Annotated in this window: 13 protein-coding genes; 6 read left to right on the forward strand and 7 right to left on the reverse strand. The window is 45.1% G+C overall.

The window, feature by feature from the left end; genetic code table 11:
• Window positions 1-142: 142 nt before the first annotated feature.
• Window positions 143-655: a Ycf51 family protein gene (locus F6K37_RS10355; protein WP_008188021.1), complete on the forward strand. Its 513-nt coding sequence runs from the start codon at window positions 143-145 to the stop codon at window positions 653-655.
• A 33-nt stretch (window positions 656-688) separates the two neighbouring features.
• Here the strand turns inward: F6K37_RS10355 and F6K37_RS10360 are convergent, their stop codons facing one another.
• On the reverse strand, window positions 689-1,468 hold the full coding sequence (locus F6K37_RS10360; RefSeq protein WP_008188020.1) for an ABC transporter permease: 780 nt from the start codon (window positions 1,466-1,468) through the stop codon (window positions 689-691).
• 116 nt (window positions 1,469-1,584) lie between these two features.
• On the opposite strand from F6K37_RS10360, the gene F6K37_RS10365 reads away from it, so the two are divergent.
• On the forward strand, window positions 1,585-2,712 hold the full coding sequence (locus F6K37_RS10365) for a DegT/DnrJ/EryC1/StrS family aminotransferase (RefSeq protein WP_287249964.1): 1,128 nt from the start codon (window positions 1,585-1,587) through the stop codon (window positions 2,710-2,712).
• Window positions 2,713-2,919: 207 nt separating this feature from the next.
• Here the strand turns inward: F6K37_RS10365 and F6K37_RS10370 are convergent, their stop codons facing one another.
• A complete protein-coding gene (locus F6K37_RS10370; protein WP_287249966.1) occupies window positions 2,920-3,093 on the reverse strand; it encodes a hypothetical protein in 174 nt (57 codons plus the stop codon).
• A complete protein-coding gene (locus F6K37_RS10375; RefSeq protein ID WP_008188016.1) occupies window positions 3,093-3,842 on the reverse strand; it encodes a DUF561 domain-containing protein in 750 nt (249 codons plus the stop codon). The genes F6K37_RS10370 and F6K37_RS10375 overlap by 1 nt, the downstream gene beginning before the upstream one ends.
• A gap of 159 nt (window positions 3,843-4,001) precedes the next feature.
• Here F6K37_RS10375 and F6K37_RS10380 point away from each other — a divergent pair, with 159 nt between their 5' ends.
• Window positions 4,002-5,102 carry a serine/threonine-protein kinase gene (locus F6K37_RS10380; protein WP_008188015.1) on the forward strand — a complete coding sequence of 367 codons (1,101 nt, stop codon included), beginning with the start codon at window positions 4,002-4,004 and terminating at the stop codon, window positions 5,100-5,102.
• A 247-nt stretch (window positions 5,103-5,349) separates the two neighbouring features.
• Here F6K37_RS10380 and F6K37_RS10385 read toward each other — a convergent pair whose 3' ends face one another.
• Window positions 5,350-8,619, reverse strand: a complete 3,270-nt coding sequence (locus tag F6K37_RS10385; protein WP_287249969.1) for a phosphoenolpyruvate carboxylase — start codon at window positions 8,617-8,619, stop codon at window positions 5,350-5,352.
• Window positions 8,620-9,019: 400 nt separating this feature from the next.
• Between F6K37_RS10385 and F6K37_RS10390 the strand changes: the two genes are divergently transcribed.
• On the forward strand, window positions 9,020-9,772 hold the full coding sequence (locus F6K37_RS10390) for a 4'-phosphopantetheinyl transferase family protein (RefSeq protein WP_008188013.1): 753 nt from the start codon (window positions 9,020-9,022) through the stop codon (window positions 9,770-9,772).
• Between the two features lie 573 nt (window positions 9,773-10,345).
• Window positions 10,346-10,897, forward strand: coding sequence for a response regulator (locus F6K37_RS10395; protein WP_008188012.1), 552 nt, complete (start codon window positions 10,346-10,348; stop codon window positions 10,895-10,897).
• Between the two features lie 69 nt (window positions 10,898-10,966).
• On the opposite strand, the gene recR is transcribed toward F6K37_RS10395, so the two are convergent.
• From recR to F6K37_RS10410, 3 genes are read right to left on the reverse strand one after another with little or no spacing between them, the layout of a single operon-like run.
• Complete coding sequence (gene recR / locus F6K37_RS10400; RefSeq protein WP_008188011.1) at window positions 10,967-11,563, reverse strand: recombination mediator RecR; 597 nt, start codon at window positions 11,561-11,563, stop codon at window positions 10,967-10,969.
• On the reverse strand, window positions 11,564-12,796 hold the full coding sequence (locus tag F6K37_RS10405) for an RNA-guided endonuclease InsQ/TnpB family protein (RefSeq protein ID WP_044494642.1): 1,233 nt from the start codon (window positions 12,794-12,796) through the stop codon (window positions 11,564-11,566). It abuts the gene before it with no gap.
• A 54-nt stretch (window positions 12,797-12,850) separates the two neighbouring features.
• Window positions 12,851-12,976, reverse strand: a complete 126-nt coding sequence (locus F6K37_RS10410; protein WP_267872086.1) for a hypothetical protein — start codon at window positions 12,974-12,976, stop codon at window positions 12,851-12,853.
• 120 nt (window positions 12,977-13,096) lie between these two features.
• Here F6K37_RS10410 and F6K37_RS10415 point away from each other — a divergent pair.
• Window positions 13,097-13,919: UvrD-helicase domain-containing protein (locus F6K37_RS10415; RefSeq protein WP_287249973.1), on the forward strand; the 823-nt coding region annotated here is incomplete at its 3' end.

Below are 13,919 nucleotides of genomic sequence, written 5' to 3' on the forward strand. Positions count from 1 at the left end.
CATAAAAATTTGCCCACCCTACGTTAAGATGCAGCGCGGCCAAAAATCCTTCTATACTTGATTAACTCTTGCCTCTTGCCTTTCCTTAAGGGAGTATATTCACAAGTCAAATAAAAATGCTATATTACTAAATCTCTAAACTATGCCAACAACAGCTGATTTTCTGATCTACACTCAATGGGCAGGTATTCTGACTTTAGCCTGTGGCTTGATTGCTATACTCGGTTTTATCTTCAAATGGGGTCTCCGGTTTCGCCTGGTGGGAGTCACTGGGTTTATGCTGGTGCTAACGGCTAGCTTTTTCTCGTTATCCTTAGTACCGTTTACCCGTACTACCATTCCAGGGGCAATCCGATATACTGTAGTCTACGATAATGGTGGCAACCAAACGGTGATTGCTTTGCCCCCTAGTGCTACAGAGTCAGAAGTAGAAGCGACACTGCGCCAAGCTGCTAGTAATTTTTATTCCTATGGACGCCTGGGTGGCGCAAATAACCAGTTAACAATTCGAGCCCGGACGATTATCCATCCGGAAGCTGGTGTATCCAAGCCGGTATTGTTGGGTCAGGTTATGCGATCGCTTTCTCAGCGTGATGATCCAGATATGGTGATTGAAGTCTATTCCGAAGAATTTGCTCAATTGCCTCAAGAGTAAGGAGTATATAGCAGTTATCAATATTGATAACTGCTATATCGTTAACTGCTCATACTGATTAAAAAATTGCCGTGTCAACCCATAAGTGATCAATAAGGTTGCGATCAAATTAGTAAATGCGAGCATAAACATAATTAAGATCTGATAGGAAGCAGCATTCAAGGGCTCAATACCACTTAACAATTGACCTGTGATGATTCCCGGTAAAGTCACCAGTCCCACTACCATCATCGAGTTAAGAGTAGGAATCAACCCAGCCCGAATCGCATCCTTACGGTAACCGGCTACTGCTTGTTGTCCCGTTGCCCCTAAGCTTAAATGGGTTTCGATTTCTAGAGTGCTATTGCTAATGGTGCTAACTAAGCGTTCCCCTGCGATCGCAGCCCCATTCATGGCATTGCCCAGCACAATACCTCCTAAGGGAATCAGGTACTGGGGTGCATACCAAGGTTCTGGTTGAATCATCAATAGATTTGTATAGACTAAAGTCAATGCTGTACTGAAAAACAGGGAACTGAATACTATCGGTAACAGCCTCGGTATCTTGTGGTTACTAATCCGATTTCGAGCAGTAATCGTACCAATAGTCAGCATTACCATTAAGATAGCTAAAACAGGGATCGGGTGATCTAAGGCAAAAATGATAGCCAGCACATATCCCACAACAATGAGTTGTACGATAGTTCGGCCAGTTGCGATCGCTAGTTGAACTTCCAAACCCAGCCTTTGCCAGCTGGATAAACCAATTGCGATCGCCATCATGGCCAATCCCCACGCTAAATCGCTAAGATCGAGTTCAATTAAAGAATCCACCAACCACCACAGCTAATTTGTTTTCATCCATTGTGTCAGATCGTGCAGGTAAAATTTGAACCCTTTTTGCAAAAAATTCTGTTTTAATTAAAAACAACTTAAGGTGTGAGGAACAAGTGAATACTATACCCCCTCTTGACTTAACACGGCAGTACCAGGTGATTGGAGAACAAGTCAGTGCTGCTGTCGGTGAGGTTCTTTCTTCTGGACGTTATATTGGTGGTCCAGTGGTAGAGCACTTTGAGCAACAGTTTGCCGCTTACACCGGTACCCTGGAATGCATTGGATGTAACTCTGGTACAGACGCTCTCTATCTCGCCCTGCGAGCTTTAGATATCGGACCTGGTGATGAGGTAATTACCACACCCTTCACCTTCATCGCCACCGCTGAAGTAATTGCTGAAGTTGGTGCTACCCCAGTCTTTGTCGATATCAATGCCGAAACCTTTAATATCGATCTCAATCAGATTGAGAAAGCAATTACCCATAATACTAGAGCAATCATACCAGTTCACCTATTCGGACACCCAGTTCATATGACTGCTGTGATGGATATCGCCAAGACTCATTGTCTTGCAGTCATTGAAGACTGCGCCCAAGGGACTGGTGCTGAATGGGTGGGAAAAAAGGTTGGCAGTATTGGACATATTGGTTGCTTTAGCTTCTATCCCACCAAGAATCTGGGAACCTGTGGCGATGGTGGTGCGGTAACTACCAATGACAAAACTATTGCGGCCTCAATACGGATGCTGCGAGACCATGGCAGATGCTCGGGCTATTACCATCAAGTCAATGGCATCAACAGCCGTTTAGATGCCCTACAAGCGGCTATTCTTAACGTAAAGCTACCCTATCTCGATGGCTGGAACAATGCCCGTCGTCAGGTAGCAACCCGGTATCACCAGTTATTGGAGCCATTACCTGAGATAATCCTGCCTCGGGAAACCCCTGGGGGAAACTCCGTCTGGAACCAGTACACCATTCGCCTAACTCAAGATAGTAGCAATAGCAACTATCGGGACGAGGTGCGCCAAAAATTAAAGCAGGCAGGTATTAGTTCTATGGTCTATTACCCCCTGCCGTTACACTTGCAGCCAGTCTACAAAGACTTAGGCTATCAAATCGGTCAGTTTCCAGTTGCTGAGCAAGTCTGCCATGAAGTATTGTCCCTGCCAATGTTCCCAGAACTTACCGTTGAGGAACAGCAACAGGTGGTTTATGGATTGAAGGACTGTTTAGGGTGAAGGTTAAAAGTTAACAGGTTAAAAGTTAACCGGTTGAAGGTTAACCGGTTGTTCGCGTAGCGTGGCCTATTGGCCAAGGTTAACCGGTTGAAGGTTAACCGGTTGAAGGTTAACCGGTTGAAGGTTAGAAGACTAGTTTTCAAGCATGCAACCTTGGCCAAAAGGCCACGCTACGTGAACAACCCTTCAAGCATCCAACCTTCAAACCTACCCTACACCGAACGCCAAAGGCGAACAACCTTGGCCAATAGGCACGCGCGTCGCGTTCAACCGTTCAAGCATCCAACCTTCAACCAGATAACCTTCAACCAGATAACCTTCAACCAGATAACCTTCAACCAGATAACCTTGGCCAATAGGCCACGCTACGCGAACAACCATCAAACCTTCACCTCTTTACCCTTGACCCCTTGGAGGGCTTCTACCAAGCTGCGAACCGCTGCTACCATTGCGACTTCGCTATCTAACTGATTGATAGCCGAACCAACGCCAACACCAGCAGCACCAGCAGCAATGGCCATGGGAAGGGTCACACTGGATAACCCGGAAGCACACAACACTGGTACTGAGACAGCACGAGAAATTTCATAGGCAGCTGCCAAGGTTGGTGCCGCTTTTTCAATTAAACCCAAGGTGCCAGCGGAGCGAGGTTTACTGCTGGTACCCCCTTCAGTTTGAATAATATCGGCACCTGCTTTGACTAATTCTGCCGCTAGTTCTACTTGCTGATCTAACTTTAGAATGTGGGGGACAGTTACTGATAAGGTTATATTGGGTAATAATTTACGGGTTTCAATGGTCAGTGCCAATACGTCGGAAGCATCAAACCACTTCCCCTGAGCATAAAAGCTATCAAAGTTACCAATTTCAATCAGATCAGCACCAGCTTGGATAGCAATAACAAACTGCTTTGGTTCTACAGCAGAAACACAAATTGGTAAATCCGTTAACCCTCGTGCCAACCTGACTAGATCGGGGCAGGCGGCAATATCGACAAAAGTCGCTCCACCCCGTGAAGCTGCTTTAACTACAGCAGCAACTTTCTGGGTATCAAAATTATTTAAGCCACTAATTACTTTCAGGCAACGACCTTGGTTTAAGGCTTCGTTTAGTTTGTGATGCATAGTCATATTTTCTGTTTACCCCTGTATTATCAACCAACTTTACCTAATTTTTAATTAACTGTAGGAAATTTTTTTTCTCTCTGAAGAATTCATCCAAACCCCTATATTTTTGCCTAAACTAAAAGCAGATCGGTGCTGATGGCTACTCCTTCTATATACAAATAAATGAATTTCCCCCAAGTCAAGCTATCTCCTTTTCACAGTGACGTCTTAAAGAATACCGAGTTAGGTCAGCTTTGTGGCAAAAAGCAGCTGTTTCGCGCACGCTATGAAGTGTTACGGATGATTGGTCGAGGTGGTTTTGGTGTAACCTTTCTAGCCAAAGATACATCCTTACCGGGTCAGCCGTTTTGTGTAATCAAGCAACTTTGCCCCAAATTCAGTGATCCAAAAGCATTACATAATGCTCGTCAGCGGTTTGAGAGAGAGGCAAAAATTTTGAACAAACTGGGGACTCACCCCCAGATCCCCATGTTGCTCGATTATTTCGTAGACCATGGAGAATTCTACTTGGTTCAAGAGTACATTCGAGGCATTACCCTAGCTAGGTTGGTGAGGCGTTCTGGTTGCTTATCCCCAGGAGCCGTTAAAGGTTTTCTGCGAGACATACTACCGTTATTGCAGTATATCCATGACCATGGGGTAATACATCGTGATATCAAACCTCAGAATATTATTCTTTCTAATGATGATGGTCGGTTGGTACTAATTGATTTTGGGGCAGTTAAGGAGTTAATTGCCCAAGCATCAGATAACAGTGTAAGAAACCCAACTACCCATTTCATCGGTACGGTAGGATTTGCACCACCGGAACAGTTTAGCCTACGACCTGTGTATAGCAGTGATATTTATTCCCTAGGGGTTACCTGTCTTTACCTACTTACTGGAAAAGCCCCCCTAAAATTTCAGAGCGATCGCCAAACTAGTGAACTGAAGTGGGGCAAAGCATTGGACTTGAGTGATTCCTTTGCTAATATTCTCAACAGAATGCTGGCTATTTCCCTCAAAGAGCGTTATTCAAACGCAAGAGCGATCCTAAGGGCCTTGGATCATAAATTACTTCAAGAGAATCTTGACGAGTTTCTAGTTATTCAACCTCAAGCTAATCAACACCAACGACAGGCAAAGCAAAACACCGGGAAAAGTCAGAAGTATACACCTCCTACAGAAAAAACGGCGATCGCGATTCGAGAATGGAAACAAAGGATGCAAGCCAGACACCGCCAGAAGGATATACAAAGAGTTGAACACCTATTTAATCATTAGTGCTAAATTGGCCATTACAATGATTCCGGACAAAAAAAGTTAGTTTTTCATCCTTAATTGGTAAGCATTCAGCCGTCAGCCGTCAGCTTTACGTAACTCAGATTAAATGAATGCTGACCTGTTTTATTCAAAAGCTGTTCGGTGTAGTGTGACCTATGCCGATCAGCACATCAAGTAGCGTGCCCTATGCCCATCAGCTGATACGCGACACGCTGATAGCTGATAGCTTACCTTTATTTTTTACATGTCAGCCAGTATTACGCATGCCAGCAGCAATACCGTTGATCGTCAATAAGGCTCCTCGTAGTAACTCTCCCTTACTATACCGGGATTGAACCACACCCAATGTTACCTGGTTGCTATGTTGACGTAGGCGTTTGAGCAAAGATACCTGTAAAAATCCTAAGGGAACGATGGTACCATTACGCAAATGTACAGACCGTTGTAAATTGGGGTCGCCATCTAGGAGTGTTTGGTGTCCTGTAATCGTCAGGACTAAGTTGCGGGTCAGGTTAAATTCCTTAGCAATTTGCTCAAACAAATGCTCGAAGCGTTCCAGGTCTTCAGGGTTTGAAAGTTCCTTGACATAGTGGTGAGCAATTTGTAGATCCACCTTGGCTAAGGTCATCTCTACTTTGGAAATGACCATTTTGAAGAAGGGCCATTTTGAATAGAAACAGCGCAATAGGTTGATATTTTCCTCTGGAGCTTGATCAACAAAGCTTTGTAGGGCAGTGCCAACACCGTACCAGCTCGGTAGCAGGAAGCGGCTTTGAGTCCAACTAAAGACCCAAGGAATTGCCCGCAGACTGCTTAAATCCTTCTTCCCTGATTTACGCCGTGCAGGGCGAGAACTAATTTGCAACTGGCTAATTTCTTGAATTGGTGTCACTTGATGGAAGAAATCTACCAGATCCGGTTGGTCGTGAATCAGAGCTCGGTAATGGCTACGGGAGATCTGAGCTAACTCCTCCATAATTTCATTCCAGGGCTGGATATCATCAAAGCCATTATTGAGTAAGCTAGCTTGAATAACTGCTGTGGCTATTGTCTCCAGATGATAGAGCGCTAATCCTGGCAGAGAGTACCTAGAAGCAAGGACTTCCCCCTGTTCGGTAATTTTGATTCGGCCATTGATACTGCGACCCGGTTGCGCCAGGATAGCTTCATAAGATGGACCACCACCACGACCCACTGAACCACCACGACCATGGAAAATCCGTAAAACAATACCATACTCTTGAGCCACATGCTCTAAGGCTTTCTGAGCTTTGTGGATTTCCCAGTTACTACTTAGGAAGCCAGAATCTTTATTACTGTCGGAGTAGCCGAGCATTACCTCTTGTAAGTTAGGAGAGGTTAAAGCTTGAAGATTATTTGGTTGTTCAGCTTTGGCGTTCGAGTAGGGTAGGTTATTTGGTTGTTCGCGTAGCGTGGCCTTTTGGCCAAGGTTATTTGGTTGTTCGCGTAGCGTGGCCTTTTGGCCAAGGTTATTTGGTTGTTCGCGTAGCGTGGCCTTTTGGCCAAGGTTTAATGGGCTAACCGGCAACTTTTGATATCCACCAGCCAAACTAGCACGATACAAGGGTAGCTCAAACAGGGATTTCATCACTGCTGGAGCACGCTTAAGGTCTTCCACTGTTTCAAACAGTGGCACCACGCGAATGGTACTTTTACCAGTGGCTGGGTCATACAGACCAGCTTCCTTCGCCAACAAGAGGACTTCCAACAAATCGCTGGCCGTGTGACTCATGCTGATAATGTAGGTTTGGCAGATTTGGGGACCAAACTCTTGTTGCAGCTGCCGCACCATCCGGAAGGTTTCGATAGTCTCGCAGGTTTTTTCCGAAAATGGCAGTTCTGCTGGGATTAATGGACGTCGGGTTCGCAACTCAGCGGTTAACCACAAGCATGCTTCGGATTCCGATAGCAAGTTGTAGGGCTTAGGCAAAACTTGCAGGTACTCAGCAATTTCACTCAGGGCTTCTGAGTGGCGAGAACTTTCCTGGCGAATATCTAGGTGAGCCAGGTAAAAGCCATAAATTTCCACCTGACAGATTAAATTATCTAACTCACGACAGTTCAACCCGGTTTCCACCAGATTACTCTCAATCAGCTTTAGTTCTGCCAAGAATTCTTCTCCAGAGCGGTAAAAACTCCAGCTTTTACCATTAGCCATCTCATCTGGTACAGGCATACCATTGGCCAGCTGTTGGTTTCGCTCACGGGTGTTTTCGAGTTTTTGCTTAACGTAAGTCAGTTTGAGTCGATAGGGTTCTTGCCGATAGCGAATGGCGAGCTGTTCGTAAACCTCTGGCAATTGAGAGCGGTCTTGTTCTAGAGAGTCTAACAGTTCCGGTAGCACATCACACCAGTGCAACGACAGGCTCAATAATTCGGTCAGACGCCTAACCTCATCTATATATTTACCCAGCACCAAATTCCTCTGATAGCAGGCAGTTTGCCAGGTAATTTGGGGAGTGACAAACGGATTACCATCCCGGTCTGACCCTACCCAAGAGCCAAAATGACAGAAGTTCTTAGCGGGTGGGTTCAGCCAGGGGAATGAACCCTTCAACGCTTGCTTGAAACGACTATACAATTGGGGTATTGTATCAAACAGTACTTCGTGGAAGTAGTGAAGAGTGTAATCTACCTCATCAAGTACTCCCGGCTTAAACTGATGTAGCTCATCGGTGCGCCACCAGAGGCGAATTTCTTCCATGAGCTTTTGGCTACATTCAGTCACCTCCCAGGACGAAGTGATTCCTAAGGTACCATAGGTTTGCTCCGCTTGGTCTAATTGTTCCAGAATCTTAGCCATCCGTCGCTGTTTACCCCGAATCGTACGACGGACGATTTCTGTGGGGTGAGCGGTGAAAACCAAGCGAATATCAAGATTCTCAATCAGCCGCTGAATTTGACCAGGTGGCACATTTTGCTTGTGCAAGTGGGGAAATAGCCAATCTAGTAGCCCTAATTTTCTTTCCGATCCTTGGTTTTCCTGGTGGCTCTTTTCAATAACATTGGTAACCGCAGCCCCTGGTTGAGTAACCTGATTGCCTATTTCCACCTCTTTGTCAACGGTTACAACAGTTGACAAAGACGAATTACCATTTTTTAAAATACCTTGGGATAAGGGGGTTAACTCTGGTTCAGTGCTTCTTCGGTAGGAGCGGCGTCTTGAGAGTTGTTGATTTCGCTGTTCATAATGTTGTTCAACAATATTAATCAGCTGAAAGTAAAGGGCAAACGCCCGTGATGCTCGGATAGCCTCATTAAGGTCAAGCTGCTTGATTAAATCAGCTACTGAGGATTGAGGATCTTCAGTTGCTTGTCCTTCTGGAGAACACAATTCCCGCAGTTGCTTGAGTAAATCGACGAGTTCCTGACCACATTCAGATAGGAGAACAGATTCCCACATATCCTCTACAACTTTAAGTCGATGGCGCAGAAACAGGTCAGAAGTAGCGGGGAAGGTTGATTCTTGATTAGATGGAGATGGGAGCAAACTCATAAGCTCTATCTATTCCCTATACAAAGCTGATCTATTTTACGGGTTTGAGGTTCTTTGGAGTAATTAAGGAACAAGAATTTAAATTTCTTGGGAAAGCTCATGGAAGCTTAACATCTTTACATTAACTTTAATACTAAGCCAAATTGTTGAGTATCTGTCTAGCGGTTATCAATTTGGTGAGGTACAGAGTCTTGGGTTTTATGGAACAGCGGATCCCCGGAACAGGGAACACATAAGAGTTAATCTGGAAGAGCTAACACGGAACACATAAGAGGGAACAGGGAAAAAATCCTGTGTACCTCATTAGGCTAGAAACCGCTAGAAAAATCATTAAATTTCTGAAATCTGACTATTGGGTGTAACTGTGAAACTACAAATCTTTATACGTTTTTCTTGAACCATGACCCCAGTGTGGCTACTTCCCCCAACAGATTTGCAACTATTGAACCATGATGTCCATCTCTGGCGTGCGCAGTTGGAGCTGAGTGAATTATTGATTGAAAAATTGGCAACTACTCTTTCTGAGGACGAGCAGCAAAGAGCTCAGCGATTTTACTTTGAGCGGGATCGGAAGCATTTTATAGCAGGTCGGGGTCTTTTGCGCCAAATCTTGGGTCGCTATTTGGCCATGAACCCACGCCAAGTGGAGTTTTGTTATGGAAAGCGGGGCAAGCCAGCACTCCAGGAAACCTCTGGGGGCAGAAGACTCCGTTTTAATGTTTCTCACTCTCATGGACTAATTCTGTATGCTATTACCCGGGATCAGCGCATTGGCGTTGACCTAGAATATCTGCGACCAATGCCAGATGCTGAGCAACTCGCTCAACGTTTCTTTTCCCCCCAAGAGTATGCCGTGATTTGTTCTGTGTCTGAGGAGCAAAAGCACAAGGCATTTTTTCAGGGATGGACGAGTAAGGAAGCCTATCTCAAAGCAATTGGTGAAGGACTAGCTGGCTTGGAACAAGTGGAAGTTTCTGTAAATCCAGCTGAACCGACTGCCTTGCTGAGCATCAACAAAGACCCTCAGGCAGTTTACCCTTGGTCTATAGCTGGTTTAACCCCTGCGCCGGGTTACTTTGCCTCGTTGGTTGTCGAAAGAAAAGATTGGCAGTTAAGTTGTTTTGATTACACCGAGGAATCAGTCCCTGGTTAGAGTGTGGAGTGACTGGGTGTAGGGTAAAATTAGGCCGTAATCCTAACTGGTTAATCGTAACTGAACCAGATCAAGTAGTTTGCATCGGAATGCGATCGCTTATATCATGTCAGGATAATTACCCTTAATAAAAATTTCCCCCATCTCCCCATATTCCCCTCCTGGGAGGGGTTAGGGGTGGGTTCCCATCTCCCCACACTTTCCACCCTCCCCACCCTCCCCGCGCCCCCCAAAATTGATGGGTATTCAACCAGAATTGATATTAGGGGTGACCGGGGGAGCCTCAACACCCATTCACCCCGAACGGGTGTATAATCTTACCGTAAAATGGCACTAAGTAGGGATAGATTGTCACATCTCCCACACCTTTTTATAGGGGTATGCCTATAGATTGATAGGGCTGAGTTATCTTAGTTGGGTAGGTCGTGACTTGTCGATCATCGCTAGGCAAACGGGCACTCCCCTGATCCTAAGTTAGGGTGTCCACATTAGCCTCTGGAGTCGGCGACAGTCGCTTCATTCAACATTTGTTTTTTTAAAATTACCTCAAACTACCTTGGAAAGGAGTCAGTCGTGGCAAGTCATAAAATCCTGGTAATCGATGATAGTACGGTAATCCGCAAGCGTGTCAAAGAGATGTTACCTCCGGGGTTTGAAGTCCTCGAAGCTAAAGATGGGGTGGAGGGAATTAATTTAATTTACCAGGAAGAACCTAACTTTATAATGTTAGATTTTATCCTGCCAAAAATGAGTGGATTTGAGATTTTTGATAAACTTCAAAGTGAGCCTAAATTACAAAGAATTCCTCTGGTATTAATGTCAGGTCGAAAAGAAGAGGTAACTGCTAAAATTAAAGAACCTTTTAAGTATTTTGCCTTTATTGAAAAGCCTTTTAATAAAAAGCAGCTGACGGACGCTATCAAAGAATCTATGCAAAAGGCTAAGAAGCGACCAGCAACTCCTGCACCACCAACAATTAGTGCAGCTACCGATCAGTCCTCAGTCGCATCAGCTCAAGAAATTGCACAGTTGAAGGCAAAGGTTGCCAAAATGCAGAAAGAAATTGATGCCTTGAAGAAACAATTAGGTCAGCTGGTGACCTTTATTAAGCAAAAGTTGAAGTAGTTTATGCAAGTATAAAGGATGAAGTATGTTCTTACTTCATCATTCATCCTTCACTAATTCTTAGTCCAATTACTCCAACTCACGGCGTCCTTCTAAGGCTCTAGCTAAGGTTACTTCATCTGCATATTCTAGGTCTCCCCCCATGGGTAAACCAAAGGCAATCCGGGTCACTTTGGTAAACGGCCTGATCAGTTGACCTATATATAGTGTGGTTGTCTCCCCTTCTACACTGGGATTGATGGCTAAAATGACTTCTTGAATCGTTTTCTGGCTGACTCGTTGTACAAGTTGCTGGATATGGAGTTGTTCTGGACCAATGCCATCCATGGGGGAGATCACTCCTCCCAGAACGTGGTATTTACCTCGGTACTCGCGGGTTTTTTCGATGGCAATCACATCCCTTGAGTCGGCAACTACACAGATAGTCTTCTCGTCCCGGTTGGAATTGCGGCAAATTTGGCAGACGGGTTCAGCAGACAAGTGAAAGCATACTCTACAGAAACCAACTTGTTGTTTGGCTTCCACCAACGCTTGCGCTAGGGCTTTGACTTCCGGTGTTGGACGCTTGAGGATATGAAGGGCTAGTCGTTGGGCAGTCTTTGGACCAACTCCAGGCAGGCGTTGTAGCTCTTCAATTAAGCGAGCGAGGGGGCGTGTGTAAACCATCTATTGACACTCCCCGCCCTTGAAGGACGGGGATTCTTTCTTCAAAGGGATTCCAACGAATTTACCCTCAGAAAGCATCTTGACCGTGTGTCCCACGGCTGCAAGTCCGCGCATAGCGACTACTTGAGCGGCTGCAACATCTCTACTGGTTGTGTAGCCGCAATCTTCGCAATGATGAACACGCTCAGCTAACGTCTTTTTCCCAGTTTCAGTTAAGCAGTTGGGACAGATCTGACTAGTCTTTTTGGAGTCTACTTTTTGAAAATAGACGCCACGCTTAAAACAACATTGCTCTAATATCTGGAAAAACTGTCCCCATCCTGCATCCAAGCAGTGCTTACCCAACATCCCTCTGGCCAACCCTTTAAGATTTAGATCTTCAACAAAGATCATTCCAGCCCAATCACAGAGATTATGAGCTAATTCCCAGTGGTAATCTTTTCTGACGTTAGCAATTCGTTCGTGTAACTTACTGACTTTCTTTTGTGCTCGCACACGGTTTCTACTTCCAATGCGCTTCCTACTTACCCTCTTTTGCAGCAATTTAAGCTTGCGTTCAAGGCGTTTGAAAGGGCGTGGATTAGGAAACAAAGCACCATTGCTAACAGCAACAAAATGTGAAATTCCGACATCAATCCCCAAGGCTTCTCCGTGAGGCATGACTTGGGGAACATCTACATCCCATGCTAGAGTGAGCATCACATACCAACCGGAGGATCTCTTGACTACTCTAGCTTGCTTGACTACAGCATCAGCGGGTATCTCCCGTGATTGCCTCATCTTCACCCAACCAATCTTGGGTAGTTTTACTCTGTTAGCTTCAAGGGGCTTGACTCCTAGTTGTGGAAAGACAAAAGACCGCATTTGTCCCTGCTTCTTAAAGCGAGGAAAGCCATGTCCTTGTTCCCACATACTTACAAAGGCTTTTTCTAACCTTTTGAGTGTTTGTTGCAAGACATGAACTTGAACAGCTCTTAATTCTTCAATAGCTTTTCTGGCAGCAGTTAAACCACGACACTGACTGGCATAAGTAGGACGTTTAGCATCGGCTGGGATAATGTATTCCCTAGGGAGAGAGCAGGCGTTAATTTGACAGCTACGAGACTTATACCAGTCCTTGCGTTCGACTAAAGCGTAGTTATAAACCTTGCGGCATTGCTCCAACCAGTCTTCAAATAAAGAGACTTGCTTGGCAGTTGGCTTCAGTTTAAACTCGTAGGTTAAATTAAACAATTGGCTTTCCTCCTTAAGCTCAGGATAACACATTTTTGAATAAAGGTGCAAGCGTTAGCTCAATAAGTGGGATGACATGCTCAAAGCCGCCCTAGAAGGGCGGGGCTTGAAACCCATTATTTTTGTTTGGTCAAGAATCGGGAATCGGGAGTAGAGAATCGGGAAAGTGTTCATGGACAATTTAGTGCTACTAGATCATGGGATTTTTAGAATCACAGTGGCAAAACAAAACATTAGAATCAGCTCAGCTATAAGATATATAGATCTAGATAGATCTGCGATCGCATTTTATCCGCCCCTATGAGTACAACCCCTGATTTCCTGAGCCACCTCAACCCTTCCCAACTTCAAGCCGTTGAACATTTCTGTGGTCCGTTGTTAGTTGTTGCTGGTGCCGGGTCTGGCAAAACCCGAGCCTTGACCTATCGCATTGCTAATCTGATTCTCAAACACAAGGTCTCACCAGAAAATATCTTGGCGGTGACGTTCACTAACAAAGCCGCACGGGAAATGAAAGGGCGGATTGAGCAAATATTTGCTCAGCAGCTGGCGCAACAGAAGTATGGTCAACGGTTGGAGCTTCTGCCAGAAGACCAACAAACCCAGTTGCGATCGCGTGTTTACAAAACTATCACCAAACCGTTGTGGATTGGCACCTTCCACAGTCTGTTTGCTCGGATTCTCCGTTTGGATATCAATAAATATCAAGATGAGCAGGGACGGAAGTGGAATCGGAACTTTTCCATCTTTGACGAATCCGATGCCCAGACCCTGGTTAAAAGCATTGTCACTCAAACCTTAAATCTTGATGACCACAAATTTAACCCCCGTTCTGTGCGCTATGCCATCAGCAATGCCAAAAATCGCGGTTTTTCTCCCCAGGAGTTTGAGCGAGAACAGTCCAATTTCCGGGGACGAGTGATTGCGGATGTCTATAGCCACTACCAAGAGCAGTTAGCTGCTAACAATGCTTTGGACTTTGATGACCTCATCTTAGTGCCAATGAGGCTATTCCAACAGAATGAGTCGGTCTTAAGCTACTGGCATCAGCAATTTTATCACATTTTAGTGGATGAGTATCAAGATACCAATCGGATTCAGTATGAACTGATTCGCTTGTTGA

Source organism: Moorena sp. SIO4E2 (assembly GCF_010671945.1).
GTDB classification, from domain to species: domain Bacteria; phylum Cyanobacteriota; class Cyanobacteriia; order Cyanobacteriales; family Coleofasciculaceae; genus Moorena; species Moorena producens.

What these genes read in the sequence shown, in the direction of transcription:
- F6K37_RS10355 (WP_008188021.1), top strand. Translation starts at nt 143, where the DNA reads ATGCCAACAACAGCTGATTTTCTGATCTACACTCAATGGGCAGGTATT.
- F6K37_RS10370 (WP_287249966.1), bottom strand. Translation starts at nt 3,093, where the DNA reads ATGGTTGTTCGCGTAGCGTGGCCTATTGGCCAAGGTTATCTGGTTGAA.
- F6K37_RS10375 (WP_008188016.1), bottom strand. Translation starts at nt 3,842, where the DNA reads ATGACTATGCATCACAAACTAAACGAAGCCTTAAACCAAGGTCGTTGC.
- F6K37_RS10380 (WP_008188015.1), top strand. Translation starts at nt 4,002, where the DNA reads ATGAATTTCCCCCAAGTCAAGCTATCTCCTTTTCACAGTGACGTCTTA.
- F6K37_RS10385 (WP_287249969.1), bottom strand. Translation starts at nt 8,619, where the DNA reads ATGAGTTTGCTCCCATCTCCATCTAATCAAGAATCAACCTTCCCCGCT.
- F6K37_RS10390 (WP_008188013.1), top strand. Translation starts at nt 9,020, where the DNA reads ATGACCCCAGTGTGGCTACTTCCCCCAACAGATTTGCAACTATTGAAC.
- recR (WP_008188011.1), bottom strand. Translation starts at nt 11,563, where the DNA reads ATGGTTTACACACGCCCCCTCGCTCGCTTAATTGAAGAGCTACAACGC.